Source organism: Pigmentiphaga litoralis (genome assembly GCF_013408655.1).
GTDB lineage: Bacteria > Pseudomonadota > Gammaproteobacteria > Burkholderiales > Burkholderiaceae_B > Pigmentiphaga > Pigmentiphaga litoralis_A.
In genome coordinates, this window is sequence record NZ_JACCBP010000002.1 from 536,882 (window position 1) to 554,329 (window position 17,448).

Annotated in this window: 17 protein-coding genes and 1 tRNA gene; 8 read left to right on the forward strand and 10 right to left on the reverse strand. The window is 61.2% G+C overall.

Features of this window, described 5'->3' with window-relative positions; genetic code table 11:
* Positions 1-210: 210 nt before the first annotated feature.
* On the reverse strand, positions 211-927 hold the full coding sequence (locus tag HD883_RS22515) for a cytochrome b/b6 domain-containing protein (RefSeq protein ID WP_257022598.1): 717 nt from the start codon (positions 925-927) through the stop codon (positions 211-213).
* A gap of 62 nt (positions 928-989) precedes the next feature.
* A complete protein-coding gene (locus HD883_RS22520) occupies positions 990-1,871 on the reverse strand; it encodes a LysR family transcriptional regulator (RefSeq protein ID WP_179589206.1) in 882 nt (293 codons plus the stop codon).
* Positions 1,872-1,996: 125 nt separating this feature from the next.
* Here HD883_RS22520 and argH point away from each other — a divergent pair, with 125 nt between their 5' ends.
* The 3 genes from argH to HD883_RS22535 all read left to right on the forward strand — a co-directional run bounded on the left by argH (position 1,997) and on the right by HD883_RS22535 (position 5,703).
* The gene (argH, locus tag HD883_RS22525) at positions 1,997-3,505 is read left to right on the forward strand and encodes an argininosuccinate lyase (protein ID WP_179589207.1); all 1,509 of its coding nucleotides are present in this window, start codon (positions 1,997-1,999) and stop codon (positions 3,503-3,505) included.
* A gap of 62 nt (positions 3,506-3,567) precedes the next feature.
* Entirely contained in the window at positions 3,568-4,536 is a 969-nt protein-coding gene (locus tag HD883_RS22530) for a Bug family tripartite tricarboxylate transporter substrate binding protein (protein ID WP_179589208.1), read from the forward strand.
* Positions 4,537-4,560: 24 nt separating this feature from the next.
* On the forward strand, positions 4,561-5,703 hold the full coding sequence (locus HD883_RS22535) for an aspartate/glutamate racemase family protein (protein ID WP_179589209.1): 1,143 nt from the start codon (positions 4,561-4,563) through the stop codon (positions 5,701-5,703).
* 102 nt (positions 5,704-5,805) lie between these two features.
* Here the strand turns inward: HD883_RS22535 and secF are convergent, their stop codons facing one another.
* The 5 genes from secF to queA all read right to left on the reverse strand — a co-directional run bounded on the left by secF (position 5,806) and on the right by queA (position 11,400).
* Positions 5,806-6,738, reverse strand: coding sequence for a protein translocase subunit SecF (gene secF, locus HD883_RS22540; RefSeq protein ID WP_179589210.1), 933 nt, complete (start codon positions 6,736-6,738; stop codon positions 5,806-5,808).
* Positions 6,739-6,741: 3 nt separating this feature from the next.
* Complete coding sequence (secD, locus tag HD883_RS22545; RefSeq protein ID WP_179589211.1) at positions 6,742-8,613, reverse strand: protein translocase subunit SecD; 1,872 nt, start codon at positions 8,611-8,613, stop codon at positions 6,742-6,744.
* Positions 8,614-8,791: 178 nt separating this feature from the next.
* Positions 8,792-9,070, reverse strand: a complete 279-nt coding sequence (yajC, locus tag HD883_RS22550) for a preprotein translocase subunit YajC (protein WP_229828809.1) — start codon at positions 9,068-9,070, stop codon at positions 8,792-8,794.
* Positions 9,071-9,241: 171 nt separating this feature from the next.
* Positions 9,242-10,375 (reverse strand): tRNA guanosine(34) transglycosylase Tgt, encoded by a 1,134-nt coding sequence (gene tgt, locus HD883_RS22555; RefSeq protein ID WP_179589213.1) that lies wholly within the window; start codon positions 10,373-10,375, stop codon positions 9,242-9,244.
* Positions 10,372-11,400, reverse strand: coding sequence for a tRNA preQ1(34) S-adenosylmethionine ribosyltransferase-isomerase QueA (gene queA / locus HD883_RS22560; RefSeq protein WP_179589794.1), 1,029 nt, complete (start codon positions 11,398-11,400; stop codon positions 10,372-10,374). The genes tgt and queA overlap by 4 nt, the downstream gene beginning before the upstream one ends.
* 140 nt (positions 11,401-11,540) lie before the next feature.
* On the opposite strand from queA, the gene HD883_RS22565 reads away from it, so the two are divergent.
* The 5 genes from HD883_RS22565 (at position 11,541) to HD883_RS22585 (ending at position 14,657) form a co-directional block, all read left to right on the forward strand.
* Positions 11,541-11,625: transfer RNA gene (locus HD883_RS22565), tRNA-Leu, on the forward strand.
* A gap of 1,575 nt (positions 11,626-13,200) precedes the next feature.
* Positions 13,201-13,347, forward strand: coding sequence for a hypothetical protein (locus tag HD883_RS27835; RefSeq protein WP_257022599.1), 147 nt, complete (start codon positions 13,201-13,203; stop codon positions 13,345-13,347).
* Between the two features lie 61 nt (positions 13,348-13,408).
* Positions 13,409-13,627, forward strand: a complete 219-nt coding sequence (locus tag HD883_RS22575) for a hypothetical protein (protein ID WP_257022600.1) — start codon at positions 13,409-13,411, stop codon at positions 13,625-13,627.
* Positions 13,624-14,196, forward strand: coding sequence for a glycoside hydrolase family 19 protein (locus HD883_RS22580; RefSeq protein WP_179589214.1), 573 nt, complete (start codon positions 13,624-13,626; stop codon positions 14,194-14,196). Before HD883_RS22575 ends, HD883_RS22580 begins: the two co-directional genes overlap by 4 nt.
* Complete coding sequence (locus HD883_RS22585) at positions 14,193-14,657, forward strand: hypothetical protein (protein WP_179589215.1); 465 nt, start codon at positions 14,193-14,195, stop codon at positions 14,655-14,657. Before HD883_RS22580 ends, HD883_RS22585 begins: the two co-directional genes overlap by 4 nt.
* Before the next feature lie 134 nt (positions 14,658-14,791).
* On the opposite strand, the gene HD883_RS22590 is transcribed toward HD883_RS22585, so the two are convergent.
* From HD883_RS22590 to HD883_RS22600, 3 genes are all read right to left on the reverse strand, one after another.
* Complete coding sequence (locus tag HD883_RS22590; protein WP_179589216.1) at positions 14,792-15,391, reverse strand: ImmA/IrrE family metallo-endopeptidase; 600 nt, start codon at positions 15,389-15,391, stop codon at positions 14,792-14,794.
* Positions 15,392-15,981: 590 nt separating this feature from the next.
* Positions 15,982-16,449, reverse strand: coding sequence for an SOS response-associated peptidase (locus tag HD883_RS22595; RefSeq protein ID WP_373563454.1), 468 nt, complete (start codon positions 16,447-16,449; stop codon positions 15,982-15,984).
* A gap of 254 nt (positions 16,450-16,703) precedes the next feature.
* Positions 16,704-17,024, reverse strand: a complete 321-nt coding sequence (locus HD883_RS22600; RefSeq protein WP_179589217.1) for a hypothetical protein — start codon at positions 17,022-17,024, stop codon at positions 16,704-16,706.
* Positions 17,025-17,448: the final 424 nt, after the last annotated feature.

A 17,448-nucleotide genomic window follows, 5' to 3' on the forward strand; every position in this document is an offset into this window, starting at 1 on the left:
CCGCCCAAGGCAACCGCACCACCCAAGGCAACCGCACCACCGGAAGCAACCGCATCACCCAAAGCAACCGCACCACCCAAAGCAACCGCACCACCCAAAGCAACCGCACCACCCGAAACAACAACGGGGACCAACCAGGGACGATGTCCCCCGGCTTGCCCCCGTTGTCGTCCGGAACGCTTCAACCGTCCGGCCGCCCTCAAACCTGGCTCAATACCCCGACGACACCCTCAACGTCGTAATCCAGTACACCACGCCCGCCGCAACCACCGCGATCACCAGCGCCGTCCCGCGCACCTTCCACGTATCCCGCGTCGGCTCCGCCGCCGAATGGAACTCATCGGCCGGTGCATCCCCCGTGATCATCGCGGCCGCCAGCTTCTGCTTCTTGGCAATGCGGTAGTAGATGATCGCCAGCACATGCAGCGCCACCAGGATCAGGATCGGCCACTCATCCAGCTTGTGCAGACCGGTCAGCGTGCTCGCCAGATCACTGTCCACCCGGGCCGACAACGGACCCGAACTCAAGATGTCATCCGTCGCAAACAGCCCCGTCACCGCCTGATAGCCCAGCAGCGCCAGCATGGCCACCACCGACACCGCGCCCAGCGGGTTATGCCCCGTATCCCGCACCCGCGTGCCCTTCAGGTACGCCATGACCGCTGCAGGGCCGCGCACAAAGTGCCGGAAACGCACGGGCTCCGGTCCCACGAATCCCCACACGATGCGGAACAGGATCAACCCGAGCGTCGTATACCCAAACAGCAAGTGGTAATCCAGCCAGAGCCCGCCCACCTTGATGGTCACGTAGCTGCCGACAATACAGGCCACGAGCAGCCAGTGGAACAGTCGTGTAGGAAGATCCCAGACGCGGATTTTTTTAGGGCTGGCCATGGTGGGGTAGCTGAGGAGGGATGACGCCGTCATTTTGCCACTGCATGGGTCGCAGCCCCCAGTGTTCTGTGAGAACCGTCTGATTCCCGGTACCCCTAGGTAGACAGCGTCCAGGCCTCATCCAGACACTCCAGAAAGAAGTTGGCAAGCCGCGTTGCGGGAAACTGGGGCGCACGCACCACATAGCTGCGGAATTCAACCGCGGGATCAAAGGGAATGGCGCGTATGCCCGGCAGCTTCAAACTACGCGTCACGATCGGGTTGACGATGCCGACGCCCAAGTCCATGTTGACCATCGTGCAGATCGTTGCGGCGAAAGGCGTCTCGACAGTCAGCAAGCGACGGTCTGGGTCGAAGGCCGCGTCGGTCGCAAGTCGGGTGGCGCTGCCGTAGGGCAGCGAGATAAACCGTTCGCCGTCCAGATCGCTGGCGCGAATGCGTCGCCGCCGGGCCAGACGGTGCGTCCCTGGCACCACGCAGACACCGTTTTCCTGCCGCAACAAGGTGATGTCGACGCCAGGAATATCCGATGTGTACGACACCAGCCCGATATCGCAAAAATGGGTCGCAGTCCATTTCGCTACTGTGGCGGACGATCCGGTGTGTACGACGATCGGGACGTCGGGGTACACAGCGCCGAAAGCGCGAATTGCCAATGGAACGACGCTCATTGCTATGGAACCCGCCGCGCCAATGCGCAACGTTCCGGTCCCCAACCGGCGAATCGAACGTGCAGAGTCCCGCAGATTGTCCAGCCCGATAAAGGCGCGTTCGACATCCCTGAACAGTGCTTCGGCTTCTTCGGTGGGCGCCAGGCGACCCGCGACACGTTCAAACAACGGAAAGCCAACCTCCTTTTCAAGTTGGGCAATCACCCGACTGACGTTCGGTTGTGAGGTATGCAATTGCGTCGCGGCTACCGTCATGGAACGGGTAAGCATGACCGACCGGAAGGTCTCGATCTGTTTGAAGTTCATCGTCAACAAAGCGCCAAAACGAGATTGAAGCGTATATCAAATCTGCATGGACTTGGCCAATCTTCGTATTTGACGTTACGTGCTCCGATTTTCATACTGTTTTCACACCTGAAGCGGAGAACATCTTGGAATCGAAAGTCAGTCGTCGCCTTAAAGAGGCCATCGCGCCAGAAGTCCTGGAGTACATGTTTCTTCCGAGGTTGAACCGGGAGTTCACGAATAACTTCGGCCACCTGACGGACATCAACCAAGCGCATTTGTTGATGCTGCACTCCGTCGGCCTGATGCCGACGAACACCTCTGCGGCGCTTGCTTCCGCGCTGGTCCAGATGGAAGAGGAAGGCATGGGGGCGGTGCCGCTTGACGCTCGGCGTGAAGAGGCCTACTTCAACTATGAAGCTCGTCTGATGGACATCGCTGGACGCGACGCTGGCGGTCGGTTGCACATGGCCCGCAGCCGGAATGACATCGGTGCGACGGTCGACCGTATGCGCTCACGTGCGCTGGCGCTGGACGTACTGGACGCCATGGGAGCAGCAGCGAAAGCCGCGCTTGATCGAGCAGAGCTGTTTGCGGATGTGGTCATGCCTGGCTACACGCACATGCAAGCCGCACAGCCCATTACCTATGGCTTCTATCTGTCCGCCGTGGCCGACGCGCTTGGCCGTGACATGGCTCGCCTGCAGCAAGGACTTGCTGGCTTGGACGCCTGCCCCTTGGGCGCCGGAGCGTTGGCCGGCACGGCATTTCCTATCCGTCGGGAAGCGGTTGCGAACTGGCTGGGCTTTTCGGGTGTTGTCCAGAATGCGTTGGACGCCGTGGCGTCGCGCGATTTCGCGTGGGAGCTCATGTCGGCACTCACGATCAATGCCGTTACGTGGAGCCGGGTGGCGCAAGACTTCTATATCTGGTCAACACCCGAGTTCGGTCTGCTTGAATTTCCTGACCGCGTCGCAAGTACGTCGAGCATCATGCCGCAAAAGAAGAACCCTGCAGTCCTGGAGCATCTCAAAGGGAAAGCCAGCCATTTGATCGGCCTGTTGACGGCATCGCTGGCTACAGTGAAAGGCTGCAACTTCACCCACACCGGCGATGGCAGCCGCGAAAGCATGCGCAGTTTCTACGAAGCCGCGGAAGAGAGCCGGCGATGCCTCGCACTGTTCCGCCTCGTACTGGAAAGTGTCGAGCCCAAGCCTGACGCGATGGCCCGTCACGCAAGACGCAACTTTTCAACCGCGACGGATTTGGCCGATGCGCTGGTGCGAGAAGCCGATCTGTCCTTCCGCGATGCGCACCACGTCGTCGGCGCGGTGGTCAGGGATGCGCTGGATCACCACGTTCCTGCGGATGAGATCACCAGCGCCATGATCGACCACGCCTCATTGGATCAGCTTGGCCGGGCGATGCACCTCAGCGAAGCAACGGTCCGAAATTGCCTCGATCCGGTACGCAACGTCGCAGCCCGAATGGCTACGGGCGGACCCGCGCCGTCGGTGGTCCGTGGACGTATCGAGGTTCAGCGACAGAGCCTTCAGACCTTGCTGTCTGACGGAGAATCGCGCCGCCATCGACTCACTGCTGCACGAGACACCCTCAAGCGCGACATCCGCGCACTGGCTGCCAAGCAAGCCTGAGCTGCCCGGCGACCTCGCCACTGCCTGCCGAAGTTCCCACCCGTTTCTTTGAAGAGCCGCCCATGAAACCGTTTGCACTTCTCATTGCTTCCGCGTTATGCGCAGTGTTCCTGCAGGCCGCGCATGCGGCACCCTTTCCCGAGAAGCCGATACGGCTCATCGTGCCTTTCCCGCCAGGCGGCAGTGTCAATCTGATGGGACGCATCCTGGCCGATCGGCTTTCGAGCAGCCTGGGACAGCAGGTCGTCGTGGAAAACCGCGCGGGTGCAGCAGGCACCATGGGAGCGGACGTCGTCGCGAAGGCTGCGCCTGACGGATACACGCTCCTGCTTGCCACGATGGGTGCGCAATCCATTCAGCCGGCGGTGTCGAAGAGTCTGCCGTTTGATCCCAGGAGCGACTTCTCGCCCATCGCCTTGTTCGCCAGCGTACCGAATGTATTGGTCGTTTCGCCACAGACGCCAGCCACCACGGCGGCGGAGTTGGTCAGCTATGCAAAGCGTTATCCCAACCAGCTGAATATGGGTTCCGCAGGGGCCGGCTCGGCGAATCATCTGGTTGGCGAATTGTTCATGCTCAGGACGGGTGCTGAGTTCACGCACGTACCGTACAAAGGCGCGGGGCCAGCCATGGTTGATCTGCTCGGCAATCGCGTGCAGCTGACCTTCGTCAACTTGCCGAACGTGTTGGCACATGTGCGGGCCGGAAAACTGCGCGCCCTGGTGCTGGCCAGCGCCTCACGTTCGCCTGCGTTGCCCGATGTTCCTACCATGCAAGAAGCCGGCATCGCCGACGCGGCGGTCGATTCCTGGTTTGGCCTGATGGGGCCCAAAGGGCTTCCGGCGGACGTTGTGAACAAACTGGCGGAGGCGGTCATCGCTTTGGCGAAAGACCCCTCAACGGTGCAGCTTCTGGCAGAGCAGGGCGCGCAGCCGATGCCTGCAACGCCATCCCAGTTTGCCACGTTGATCCGAAATGAAGCCGAGCGTTGGGATGATGTTGTGAAGAAGGGCAAGGTCACCCTGGAATAGACGGCGGCGAGACAGGGGTCAACCATGCAGGGTGACAGGTTCGGCATCGTTGGACGAAACCACGTGTTGCCGTATTCGGAGCTTGTGGCGGGGCTGCGCGACGCGAGGGCCGCCTGGCTTGGGGCCAGGCATGAGAACCCGGATGCCGTTGTGCCTGATGGCACGACCGCGCAGGGCAGCGTCGAGCCGCTCGACGTCTTCGACGCCTGCCGCCGTCTGGTCGAACAGGGGGCCCAAGTCGTCCTGCTCCCAGCTCCGGGTCATCAGCACCTACTTCCGTTGCTGGTCGATGAGGTTGGTGTGCCCGTTATCGGACTGCCACCACCCTTGCCCGACGCATCGACCGGCACGCCACGTGTCGCTGGCGACGACGGCTTTCAGGATGACCACATTGACCGTCTTCTGGCCGACCGCGCAGCGAGCCTGGCGCGCCGTGGTCCTCGTAAAGTCTTCCGGCTGGGTGTCGTAGGCGGAGTAGGCCCCGCCGCAACGGTGGATTTTCTGAACAAGGTCGTCCGCGGCACAGACGCCGCTCGCGATCAGGACCATCTCAAGATCCTGCTGGAACAAAACCCGCAGATACCGGATCGCACCGCGTTTCTGCTGGATCGCGGTGCAGACCCCGCGGTGGCGCTGTATGCCACCTGTAAACGGCTCGAGCGGCAGGGCGCAAGTGCCATTGCAATCCCCTGCAATACCGCACATGTCTTCCTTCCGCGCATTGCGCATCGGCTGCATGTGCCCATCGTCGACATGATTGCCGAAACCCTCGACTGCATAGTCAGACAGCATGGTAGCGACGTGCACATCGGCCTCCTTGCAACCAGTGGCACGGTGAACAGTGGCGTCTACGCTGCTGCAGCGAAGCAACGCGGCCTGACACTGCTCGTGCCCTCCAACGCTGCCCAATTGAAGGTCATGAACGCCATCTATGGCCCGCTTGGAATTAAGGCAGGGTACACACAAGGCGGGTGTGAAACCGATCTGCAGTCGGCCATCAATGAACTGGCAAGAATAGGCGCGCGTGCGCTCATACTGGGCTGCACCGAGTTGCCGATGGTCGTGCAAGGACACACGCGAGATGCACAAGGCATTCGCATGGCCCTCGTCGATCCTACCGAGGTCCTTGCCCGAAGGTGCATTGCGTTGTCTCTCGGCACACCGTAGCCGGTTGATCAAGTCGGCTCGTTGCTTCGGGCGTCCGGATACAAAACAAAAAGCCCGGCACATGGCCGGGCTCTTCGACTGCATCACCAGGAAGTCAGCGGATCAGCCGCCCACCACCTCGGTGTCCTTCTTGATCGGCTTGACCATGTCTTCGCGTTTCACGCCCAGCCACATCGCCAGGGCGGCGGCAACGAACACCGACGAATAGATACCGAACCAGATGCCGATCGTCAGCGCCAGCGCAAAATAATGGAGGCTGGGGCCGCCGAAGAACAGCATGGCCAGCACCATCATCTGCGTTGATGCGTGCGTGATGATCGTGCGGGACATCGTCGCCGTAATGGCGCTGTCGATCACTTCGCGGACCGTGGCCTTGCGCTGCTTGCGGAAGTTTTCGCGGATCCGGTCCATGATCACGACCGACTCGTTGACCGAGTAGCCCAGCACGGCCAGCACCGCCGCCAGCACGGGCAGCGAGAACTCCCAGCCAAAGAAGGCGAAGAAGCCCAGGATGATCACCACGTCGTGCAGGTTGGCGATCACGCCGGCCACGGCAAACTTCCATTCGAAGCGGAAGGCCAGGTAGATCATGATGCCGATCACCACGAACAGCATGGCAAGCAGGCCATCGTGCGCCAGTTCTTCGCCGACCTGCGGACCGACGTATTCCACGCGGCGCAATTCGACGGCGGAGTCTGCCGTCTTCAGCGCCTGCATGACTTCAGCGCTTTGCACCGTCGACGTCTTGCCTTCAATGACAGGCAGGCGAATCATCACGTCGCGCGAGGTGCCGAAGTTCTGCACCTGGAAGTCGGTGTAGCCCTTGGCGGCCACGGTTTCCCGGACCTTTTCCAGTTCGACTGCCTGGGGGTAGGCCACTTCCATGACCGTGCCGCCCGTGAACTCGATCGACAGGTGAAAGCCCTTGTGCGCGATGAAGAACACCGCGAGCAGGAAGGTCACCAGGCTGATCACGTTCAGGATCACGGCGTGACGCATGAACGGGATAGTTTTGTGGATGCGGAAAAATTCCATCTCTTAGACCTCTTTGGGTTTCCAGACCTGACCGATGGATATCTTCTGCAGCTTCTTGCGGCGGCCGTACCAAAGATTGGCAAGGGCACGCGCGCCGACAACGGCGGAGAACATCGAGGTCAGAATGCCCAGACCATGGACGATGGCGAACGCACGGACCGGACCCGAGCCAAAGGCCAGAAGGGCGACCGCGGCGATCAGGGTGGTGGCGTTGGAGTCCAGAATCGTGCCCCACGCCCGTTCAAAGCCCAGGTTGATCGCCTGTTGGGGCGACGCACCGGCACGCAGTTCTTCCCGAATGCGCTCATTGATGAGCACGTTCGAATCGATGGCCATGCCCAGCGCCAGCGCGATGGCAGCGATACCGGGCAGGGTCAGCGTGGCTTGCAGCATGGACAGCAAGGCGATCAGCAGCAACAGGTTGACCGACAGCGCGATCGCCGAGAACACGCCGAACAGGCCGTAGTACAGGATCATGAAGACGGCAATGGCAGCAAAACCATAGGCCACCGACTTGAAGCCCTTCTCGATGTTGTCCGCGCCCAGGCTCGGGCCGATCGTACGTTCCTCAATGATTTCCATCGGGGCGGCCAGCGAACCGGCGCGCAGCAGCAGGGCGGTGTCAGCCGCTTCGGCCGACGTCATGCTGCCCGAGATCTGCACGCGTCCACCGCTGATTTCGGACTGGATCACCGGCGCGGTCACGACCTCGCCCTTGCCCTTCTCGAACAGCAGGATGGCCATGCGCTTCTTCAGGTTGTCGCGGGTCACGTCGCGGAAAATGCGCGAACCTTTGGCATCCAGCGTCAGGTGCACGGCCGGCTGCTGGCTCTGGCCATCAAAGCCTGCCTGCGCATCCGTCAGGTTTTCACCCGTCAGCACGACCTGGCGGCGGACCAGCACGGGGCGGCCGTCACGATCGTTGAAGCGTTCCAGGCCGAACGGCACCGTGCCGCTGGCGAACGACGCCTGCGCTTCGGGGGAGTCATCGACCAGGCGCACTTCCAGGGTCGCGGTGCGGCCCAGAATGTCCTTGGCCTTGGCCACATCCTGCACGCCCGGCAACTGCACCACGATGCGGTCGGCGCCTTGCTGCTGGATGATCGGTTCGGCCACGCCCAGTTCGTTGATCCGGTTGTGCAGCGTGCTGATGTTCTGGCCCAGCGCATTGTCCTGCGCCGTCTTGATCGCGGCCGGCTTGAGCGCGCCGATCAGCTTGAAGTCGCTGCCCGCCACTTGTTCAGTGAACTGAAGATCAGGCATGCCATCGGTCAGCGCGCCACGGGCGGCTTCGCGCGAGGCTTCGTCGCGGAACTTCACTTCGATCGTGTCGCCCACGCGGTCGATGCCGTTGTGGCGCACGTTCTTGTCGCGCAGCAGGCTGCGGACGTCACCGGTCAGCGAGTCATACCGCTTGGTCAGGGCCGCGCGCATGTCCACCTGGAGCAGGAAGTGCACGCCGCCGCGCAGGTCCAGGCCCAGGTACATGGGCAGGGCATGCAGCGACGTCAGCCAGGCCGGCGAGGCCGACAGCAGGTTCAGCGCGACCGTGTAGCTCGGGTCGGTCGAATCCGGATTCAGTTCCTTTTCGAGCAGGTCCCGTGCACGCAGCTGCTGGTCGGTCGACGTGAGGCGAGCTCGCACCGTGCCGACCGGGCCGTTCTGGTCGAAGTACAGCCCGGTATTGGGAATATTGGCCGCTTGCAGCGACTGTTCGACCCTGCCCATCATCGACGCGTCGACCTTCACGGTCGCCTTGGCGCTGGACACCTGCACCGCCGGGGATTCGCCGAAAAAGTTCGGCAGGGTATAGACGAAGCCGATCACGATCGCGACAACGACCATGATGTACTTCCAGAGAGGATAACGATTCATGAGTAATCTGACCTCGGAAGGCCGTGCCACGAAAGGTGGCGGCGGCCAGTGTTGCTACTGCAGGGCGGCCTGAAGCCGGCAAGACACGAAAAGGGGCGGGCGCCATGCGCCAGCCCCGGAAAGTCGTCTTGCCAGGCCGCACCCGCCGCCCGATATGGGGGCGCGGCCTGTGCCCTTGTTACAGGGCCTTGATCGTGCCCTTGGGCAGGACGGTTGCGACGGCAGCCTTCTGCGCCAGCACTTCCACCGACTTTTCGCCTTCGCGGTTCAGTTCCAGCGTGACGTACGTTTCGTTGACCTTGACGACACGGCCCAGCAAGCCGCCCGATGTCACGACTTCGTCACCCTTGGCCAGCGCGGCAACCATGTTCTTGTGTTCTTTCTGGCGCCGCATCTGCGGACGGATCATCAGGAAATACAGGATCACGAACATCAAGGCGATCGGCAGCATGCCCATCAGGGGGCTTTCGCCAGCGCCGCCGCCGAGATTGAACTGGGCCAGCGGTGTGACCAACTCGTTGAGTGTCAGCATTTCTTCTCCAAAATCAATGACTTGCGTCGAAATTAACGCGAAATTGTAGCCCACCGCTGCCCCCGCAGGCCACGGCAGGACTAGGGATAACCTTGGTCAGACGCCGCGCGCCCGGTCGGCGTGGAACTTCACACGCCAAGCCGAGAACGTGCCGGACGCAATGGCGTCACGCATTTCCTGCATCAGGTTCAGGTAGTAATGCAGGTTGTGGATCGTATTCAGCCGCGCGCCCAGGATCTCGTTCGAGCGGAAAAGATGGTGCAGATACGACCGCGAAAAGTTCTGACACGTGTAGCAGCCACAGGTTTCATCCAGCGGCGTCGTATCGGCGCGATAGCGTGCGTTGCGGATCTTGATGTCGCCAAATCGCGTGAACAGCCAGCCGTTGCGCGCATTGCGGGTCGGCATCACGCAATCGAACATGTCGATCCCGTGCGCCACGCCATCCACCAGGTCTTCCGGCGTGCCCACGCCCATCAGGTAGCGTGGCGCATTCTGCGGCAGGCGCGGACCCACGTGGTTCAGGATCCGCAGCATGTCTTCTTTGGGCTCGCCCACCGACAGCCCGCCAATGGCGTACCCGTGAAAGCCGATATCCGTCAGCCCCGCCAGCGACTCGTCGCGCAGGTGCTCGTACATCCCGCCTTGCACGATGCCGAACAGCGCATTCGGATTTTCCAGCCCGTTGAACGCATCCAGCGACCGCTTGGCCCAGCGCAGCGACATCCGCATCGACGTGGCCGCTTCTTCGGCCGTGGCCGGACGATCGCCCATCATGTACGGCGTGCACTCGTCGAACACCATCGCGATATCGGAATTGAGCGAACGCTGGATCCGCATCGACTCTTCCGGCGTCAGCATCAGCCGCGCGCCATCGATGGGGGACGCGAACCGCACGCCTTCTTCGGTGATCTTGCGCAAGCCTTCCAGGCTGAACACCTGAAAGCCACCCGAATCCGTCAGGAGTGGCTTGTCCCACTGCATGAAGCCATGCAGGCCGCCGTGGGCCTCCATGATCTCGGTGCCCGGGCGCAGCCACAGGTGGAAGGTATTGCCCAGCACGATCTGCGCGCCGATTTCCTTCAGCTCGTACGGCGCCATCGCCTTGACCGTGCCGTAGGTGCCCACCGGCATGAAGATCGGCGTTTCCACCACGCCGTGGTTCAACGTCACCCGGCCGCGTCGGGCCTGGCCATCCGTTGCCAGCAGCTCAAAATTGAGTCCGTTCATGGTTTCTCGATAAACATCGCATCGCCATAGCTGAAAAAGCGATAGCGCTGCGCCACGGCATGCGCATAGGCCGCCTTGATCGGGGCCATCCCCGCCAGGGCAGAGATCAGCATCATCAACGTGGACTTGGGTAAATGAAAATTGGTGACCATCGCGTCGATCACCTTGTACTCGTAGCCCGGCGTAATGAAGAGCTTGGTATCGCCCTCAGTCGCCTGCAGGGGCCAGTGGGCTTTCGCGGCGGACTCCAGCGCGCGAACACTGGTCGTGCCGACTGCGATGACCCGGCCACCTTGGGCTCTGGTTGCTTCGATCGCCTTTATTGTGGCTTCCGGAAGCGTGTACCACTCGCTATGCATCACGTGCTCGGATAGCTTTTCGGTGCGCACCGGCAGGAAGGTGCCCGCGCCCACGTGCAGCGTCACGAACGCCGTGTTCACACCCTTGGCTTTCAGTTGTGAGAGCGTCGGCTCATCGAAATGCAGCCCCGCCGTCGGCGCTGCTACCGCGCCCGGCTCCCGTGCGTACACCGTCTGGTAGCGCGCATCGTCACCCGCGTCGGGCGTGTGCGTAATGTACGGCGGCAAAGGCGTCGCGCCGTGCGCTTCCAGCAGGTCCAGCACCGGCCCCGGGAACTGCAAGTCGAACAGATCGTCTTCCCGCCCCAGCATCGTCACGTCAAACGCGTCTTCCAGCCGGATAACGGCGCCTGCCTTGGGCGACTTGCTGGCCCGCATGTGCACCAGCGCGCGATCCGGCGCCGTGATCCGTTCGACCAGCACCTCGACCTTGCCGCCGCTCGACTTCTCGCCAAACAGCCGCGCCTTGATCACGCGCGTGTCGTTGAACACCAAGAGATCGTTGGGGCGGAGCAGGCCGATCAAGTCAGTGAACTGACGATCATGCAGCCCGCCCTGCGCATCAAGATGCAGCAGACGGCTGGCAGTGCGATCGGCGGCCGGGGACTGGGCGATCAGCTCGGGAGGAAGGACGTAATCGAAGTCGTCCAGGGTCAGGTCAGACACGGGGGATGAGGCGTAATGCTTGCGGAAAACCAGCGATGATAACCGGTTGGGCAGGTGGGCTGCGCTTTTTGCAAAAGTTATGCTTATAATGCACGACTTCTCTCCGAGCGCATGCAGTTGCCGCGCTCGCGTCACGAGACGCCCGGGTGGTGAAATTGGTAGACGCAGGGGACTCAAAATCCCCCGCCGCGAGGCGTGCCGGTTCGATTCCGGCCCCGGGCACCACCGCTAACAGTGGCCTTCAGCAGAAGTGCCCACTAACAAATTCCGAAGTGTCCAGCATCCGTCCAGCAACTTTCAGGCCGGCAGACGCCAACGGTTTCGAGCTCTCCGGACCCGGTCCGGTTCCGGGAAAGCCGTTCAGGGTCAGAGGCCGCAAGGTATCAGAATTGGATTTTTGAGGTCATCTGCGACTGCGGCGGAGTTCACGTCGACCCCAGCCCTACGCTGGGGTTTTGTTTGTAGGCATGACATAAAGCCACTGATCCGGATGCGTTTCGGCGATTACCGGACTGTCGGACGATGATTTATCGAAACGATGGGGTGGCACTACTTCACCACGCAGTCTGGCGCAGCGCCTTACTGGCGGACTCTCACCAGCTGTTCCCTTCGGCGGTCTTTCATTTGGATCCCTGTGGCTGATATCCCAAGGTGGCCGGCGCTGCTGCCTCGGGCGATTGCAAGGGGCAATGGCTATCAGCCGATGTTGTCGTTCATGCGCGCGGACTTGGGCGACGCCAGTGTCCGGCACCGGCGCCGCTCTAGAACGGCGCCAACCAACGTAAAGTTGACTTGAGTTTTCACACAAAGGCAGTTCGATCTGTTCGAGGCGTTGGTGGATCACGACGTCGAGGACGCCGCAGCATGGTTCGAGGTGGAGCTGGCCCATTGCCTAGCATGACACCGGTGTACCCGGTTCCTCCAGAACCCGCCCTAAGACGAGTCATTGCACGCCAGCGGCTTCCGATTGGGAAACGTGGCTGCTGAGGTCGGAGTACGTCGGATACCGCCGCCGTCGCTAACGCTCACCTTGTAGGAGCTATGGGCAGGCAAGGCGGTGCTGGTCAACATAATCAACCCACGCGGCGACTCCCGGACGATCCGCGTGTGAACTGGTGGTGTCATGCGGCGCGAGTTCATCACGACCAACTTCTTGATCGAGTGGACGTGTGACGATGCGGTGCAAGCAGTGCAGTCAGCCCCGCGGTGACGTTCACCGTACTAAAGGTGACCGTAGCCGGCCGTCTGCCGAGGCATCAATCACCGTCGCCAGCAGCGCGCCGGCGGCACCAGGCGGCACGGTCGGCCAGACGCAGTCCTGTCTGGCACTGCGCCTGGTCTGGTCCACGGCCGGCGCCGCGGCGCGGCACTATATCACCGCGCCATCCGTGGGCGACTACCCAGGCTTCAGCTGGAGCGGTCTGCCCAATCGCGAACCATATGTAGACGTTTCGTTGCTACTGGGTACGAATGGCGACGTCGTCTTTTCGCTGCGCTGCGTAGACCTTTGGGGCAACTCGTCGCCAACGAACACGGTGCAGCACGAGCCACCGCCAGATACCGGCGGTGGCGATTGACCAACAGCAGCACCCAAGCCCACCGCGCGCGGGCTTTTTCTTGTCGGCAGGGATCAATGACGGAATTCAACATTGACGACTTGGCAGTCAAGCTAGCGGGCGTGGCTGGTGCTTTGGTCAACATGCGCTATCTCCAGGGTTCGCCAATGGCCCGCATCAGCAAGGCGGCCAGCGGCTCGCTGGTGAGCTATTACGCCGCACCTCACGTGGCGCACCTCACAGCATGCCCGAGGGCCTGACCGGGTTCCTGCTTGGCGTCTTCGGCATGGCCATCGTCAGCCGTGGCTGGGAAGCCCTTCAGACGGTGCCCGTGGCGGCCATCTGGCAGGCCGTGATTGACCGCATCAGCGGCCGCAAGGGAGGTGCCTGACATGGACGCGACGTTTTAAATCACCGGCAAGGCGGTAATCGCCTTCCTTTGCTGGCTCACTGTGGCTGCCGGCGCAACGCTGGCCGTCTTCGCCCCGACGATCAACGACACGTTGCTCGAGCGCGTTGCCCTGAGCGCGATCGCCATTACTGCAGTGGGCGCCGCTGTGCGCATCCTTGCATCCGGCTGGGTGACCAACGGCGGCACAGCGTTGGCCGTGTCCCTTGCGATGTACGTGGTCGTGGTCGTGCTCAAACACACGCGGAGGTACGAATCATGATCTTGACCGTACAGCAGCTGGCGCGCGCCACCGATTCTCCGATCGGCCGCGCTGCGCCCTGGCTGTCGCCATTGAAGGCGGCGATGCAGGCGTTCCAGATCAACACGCCGCGCCGTGGTGCCGCCTTCCTGGCCCAGCTGACGCACGAGTCCGGGCGGCTGGTGTATGTACGTGAGTTGTGGGGGCCGACGGTGGCACAGAGCCGCTACGAGGGCCGTGCAGACCTGGGCAACACTCAACCAGGTGACGGCAGCCGGTACCGTGGCCGTGCCCTGATCCAGACGACCGGCCGGGCCAACTACGCGGCCACCCGCGACGGTTTGCGGAAGGCCGGCCCCGCCACGCCCGACTTCGTTGCCGAGCCGGCGCGCCTTGAAGAACGCGAGTGGGCTGCGCTGTCAGCGGCATGGTTCTGGACCGATTACAAGCGACTCAACCCGCTGGCGGACACCGGCACGATGGCCGACTTCGTGACCATCACGCGCCGGATCAACGGCGGCATCAATGGCCTGTCCGACCGTCAGAACCTATGGAAGGGCGCGAAGGCTGCGCTGCAGGTGCCGGCATGAGCCCGCTCGGCGCCCTGGGCATCGGTGCCGTGATCGGCCTGCTGGTGGGCGCCGGGGCTGGCTGGACGGCGCAGGGCTGGCGCGGCACCGCCCAAACACAGACGCAAGTCGCCGTGGTGGCCACCGCGCGCAAAGACGCAGCGACGGCCGCCCGCAACGCCGAGCCGGATCAGCGCCTGATCGAATTCAACAGGATGGAAGCCAATGCGCAAGTCACCTACAACGACAAGTCACGCCGCGATGAGAATGCGCAGGCTTCTCGCATAATGCCGCTGCTCTTGTCGGCCTGCGGAACGCCCTTACCGCCGCCGAAGTCCGCGCCGCCAGTGGTCAGGCCGGCGGCGATCCCGGAACCCGCACCGGCGCTGATGACCCCCGTACCCTACGAATCGTGGCGGGAGAGTGCACGGCAGAATACGGAAAGATGGCAGACGCTGCTGTCGGCGCCGGCATTACCCTGACTGGGCTTCAGGAATATTTTTTAGCACTCGGCACTCGTGCAAAGTCGCCTCAGAAGCCGGCCTTTACCGGTCCACCACGTGTCGGCCGACGAACCAGAAGCAGCACCACTCGCTCCTTGCAAGCGACGAGCTCTCTAGTCGAAATGTGCAGCCATTGCTGCCATGTTGTTTGGCAAACAGTACCGATCAACCATCACGGCCGGAATCTTGTACTGCTCAGCAATTGAGTCGGTACTCCGTCCTGCTGCAAGGCACGCCTTCCTCTCAGAAAAAGGAAGAAGGAACTCAATAGCTGCAATCTCCGCCAAGTACTCAGCGTCAACAGACAAAATCGCATCCACTGCCGCTGGGTCTGCTGCAAACACCGGGTAAATACCTGCGGCCTGCACCTTCAAATCCATGTTCCTGTATTCATCGCAGTCAATGAAGGCGTGAAAAAGCTCTTTGCATAGTACAAATCGCTCCCAGCAGTCGTTGAGATCCTCCAGGATGACAATCTCAAGGTAGTCTTCTCGCGCTAAGTAAAAACCCTTGATAATCTGGGTTTTTTCACTCACGTGCACCGTTGTGTATTGGATCGGCTTCTTGGTGAGATCTTCGGCGAGGTCCTGCAGATAGCCGATCGACTTCACTGTCGACGTACGGTCGGGCACCCGCTGGCCGTATAGTTCCGAAACGTGGCTAGCCAGCGATAGACAGTGCGCAATATGGTCGTCTTTGAGATTAATTGCCATTCTGGTGCGACAAAAAAAATTGGGGCCCCCAATTGGAGCCCCACAATACAAACAGCGAAAATTTAAGCGTGGGCGAGATGCTTATCGTTGCATCGAGCACGTGGCGACACTGACCCGTTGCAATAAGCTTGGAGGACATCAGCCATGCTCTGTTCCACGTGACTTAAGGCATGAGCGTCTGCTTCAAGCTTGAAAAAAAACTTTACGTCAAGAACGCCCCGTTGGACGAGCGTACCCTGTACGGCGTTCAAGCTGTCGGTTGCGTTGGACATAGCTCTCTCCGGTTCGATTAGGTGTCCTGGGGACACATAGCGCCCACTCGATGTCGAGCAAGCGATAAAATTTTGTGAAGTCAACTAGTACACCAGAGTTGACGAAGTCAGTCAACCCATCTAGTCAATTCATGCAACAGCGCATCGGTGTAGCCAACATATCAGACTTTAATTCGCATAGGAATATAAGTTTGATATCGGCACGAAGTCACAAAACTCAAGCTTAGAACAGCAAATTGCGTACCCATCAATCGACGAATCGAAGCATGCAAGCCCGGATCGGCGTGGTGTGCAGCTTGAGTAGATTCATCATAAATCTCAACCCATTGGCTGAGCAATTAGGCGATCGGCTGGGTAGGTCTGCATGAAATCCATCGATTCGCTAGCCGACGAGGTAAGCCAAGGCCCATGAGCGCCAGCAGGCAGAACCACGACCATCCGTTTTTCGTCTGTTGGGCGGTGGTAATCCCGCAACAACTCGTGCCGGTCTGCGTTGATCGTCAGCATGGTAAAGCTCTCAATGAGCTCGCCAGATGGCGACCGCCACCGATCCCATAGCCCGGCGATGCTCAAGGGCTCGCCGTCTGCCGCCGTGAAGCGGGTCGGCACTGCCTTGTCGGATCGCCAGTCAGGCTCGAAAAACGCCTCGGCGGGGATGACGAAGTGCTGGGCCTTGCGCCAGGCATTGCCAAACGTGAACGCCTTCGCCGCAGTCTCGGACCGGGCATTGAAGGTCGACAGCTTCAGTGCCTTGTCAGCGCCCTCTGCCTTGGTCAGCGCGGACACCAATCCCCACCGGCCCCTAAGGCCTTCACGGTCTGGGACCGCCTCGTCGCCAGCGTCGTGCTCTAGCGGGCGGCGAATAACAGCCCGGCGTACTTCGGCCACATGTCAGTCTTGCCGAGGTCTCCGGTCGGCCATGAGACCCCGGGGAACCTCTTTTCGAGCAACGCGACCGCCTCGGCCGCTTGATAGTGGCTGCACAAATTTTCCTCTCGATTGACTGCTGCGCAATCGTAACTGACCAAGTTGGCCAAACCCTATGAGGGCTCGTCCAATTCGATGGGCAGATAGCCGTCGTCATCGTCGTCGATGTCAAGCTTGGAGGGGCGGGGTGCAACGCCACGGCCGCTTCGCCGTGCCTTTTGTTCCATAACGGCTGGTTCCTGCTCAAGCAAGAGGTTTGGTTGGTGCAATGCGGACAAAGTGCCGCCACGCTCTTGTAGCCATACAGAGGCGACAGTGGCGCTCAGCTGGTCCACCTGTCGCAGTACCCCATGCAGACGCGCAATCTCGTTCAGCAGCATGCGAGGCATTTCGTCAGTGTGGTCGACCCAAATGGCTCGCAGCTTCGCAAGCATCATTGGTTCCATGGGCGTGGTGAGGCGCGGGCGTTTCATTGTCGACATTAACTGTATATATATACAGTATTGGCCACCTTGAAACGTGTCCAGCACTTCGGAACGCTCCCTGCCATCGAAAGCACGCAATTTGCTGGACAGATCGGCCGGAGACCCGCACCAACGCTCGCTTGTGTAGTGGACTCAAAATCCCCCGCCGCGAGGCGTGCTGGTTCGATTCCGGCCCCGGGAACCACCATCAAATCTTCGGCTAATCCAAGCTATTAGAAGATTTCACAGCACAAGCCCCGCACCGGGGATTTCCTAAAGTTGTTCGGTTTCGGTACAGTGATGCGGCGCTAGCCCCACACGGAGTACTGATGGCTACGATCGTTAGGACTTCCTCGAGCACTTGGACAGCCCTCATTCGCAAGACCGGCTGGCC

Bases quoted from the DNA above. Each gene is read 5' to 3' on its own strand.
- HD883_RS22530 (WP_179589208.1), top strand. From the start codon at position 3,568: ATGAAACCGTTTGCACTTCTCATTGCTTCCGCGTTATGCGCAGTGTTC.
- secF (WP_179589210.1), bottom strand. From the start codon at position 6,738: ATGGAATTTTTCCGCATCCACAAAACTATCCCGTTCATGCGTCACGCC.
- HD883_RS22585 (WP_179589215.1), top strand. From the start codon at position 14,193: ATGAGCCCGCTCGGCGCCCTGGGCATCGGTGCCGTGATCGGCCTGCTG.
- HD883_RS22515 (WP_257022598.1), bottom strand. From the start codon at position 927: ATGACGGCGTCATCCCTCCTCAGCTACCCCACCATGGCCAGCCCTAAA.
- HD883_RS22520 (WP_179589206.1), bottom strand. From the start codon at position 1,871: ATGAACTTCAAACAGATCGAGACCTTCCGGTCGGTCATGCTTACCCGT.
- HD883_RS22535 (WP_179589209.1), top strand. From the start codon at position 4,561: ATGCAGGGTGACAGGTTCGGCATCGTTGGACGAAACCACGTGTTGCCG.
- HD883_RS22590 (WP_179589216.1), bottom strand. From the start codon at position 15,391: ATGGCAATTAATCTCAAAGACGACCATATTGCGCACTGTCTATCGCTG.
- HD883_RS22600 (WP_179589217.1), bottom strand. From the start codon at position 17,024: ATGCTTGCGAAGCTGCGAGCCATTTGGGTCGACCACACTGACGAAATG.
- yajC (WP_229828809.1), bottom strand. From the start codon at position 9,070: ATGGGCATGCTGCCGATCGCCTTGATGTTCGTGATCCTGTATTTCCTG.
- HD883_RS22580 (WP_179589214.1), top strand. From the start codon at position 13,624: ATGATCTTGACCGTACAGCAGCTGGCGCGCGCCACCGATTCTCCGATC.
- HD883_RS27835 (WP_257022599.1), top strand. From the start codon at position 13,201: ATGCCCGAGGGCCTGACCGGGTTCCTGCTTGGCGTCTTCGGCATGGCC.
- tgt (WP_179589213.1), bottom strand. From the start codon at position 10,375: ATGAACGGACTCAATTTTGAGCTGCTGGCAACGGATGGCCAGGCCCGA.
- secD (WP_179589211.1), bottom strand. From the start codon at position 8,613: ATGAATCGTTATCCTCTCTGGAAGTACATCATGGTCGTTGTCGCGATC.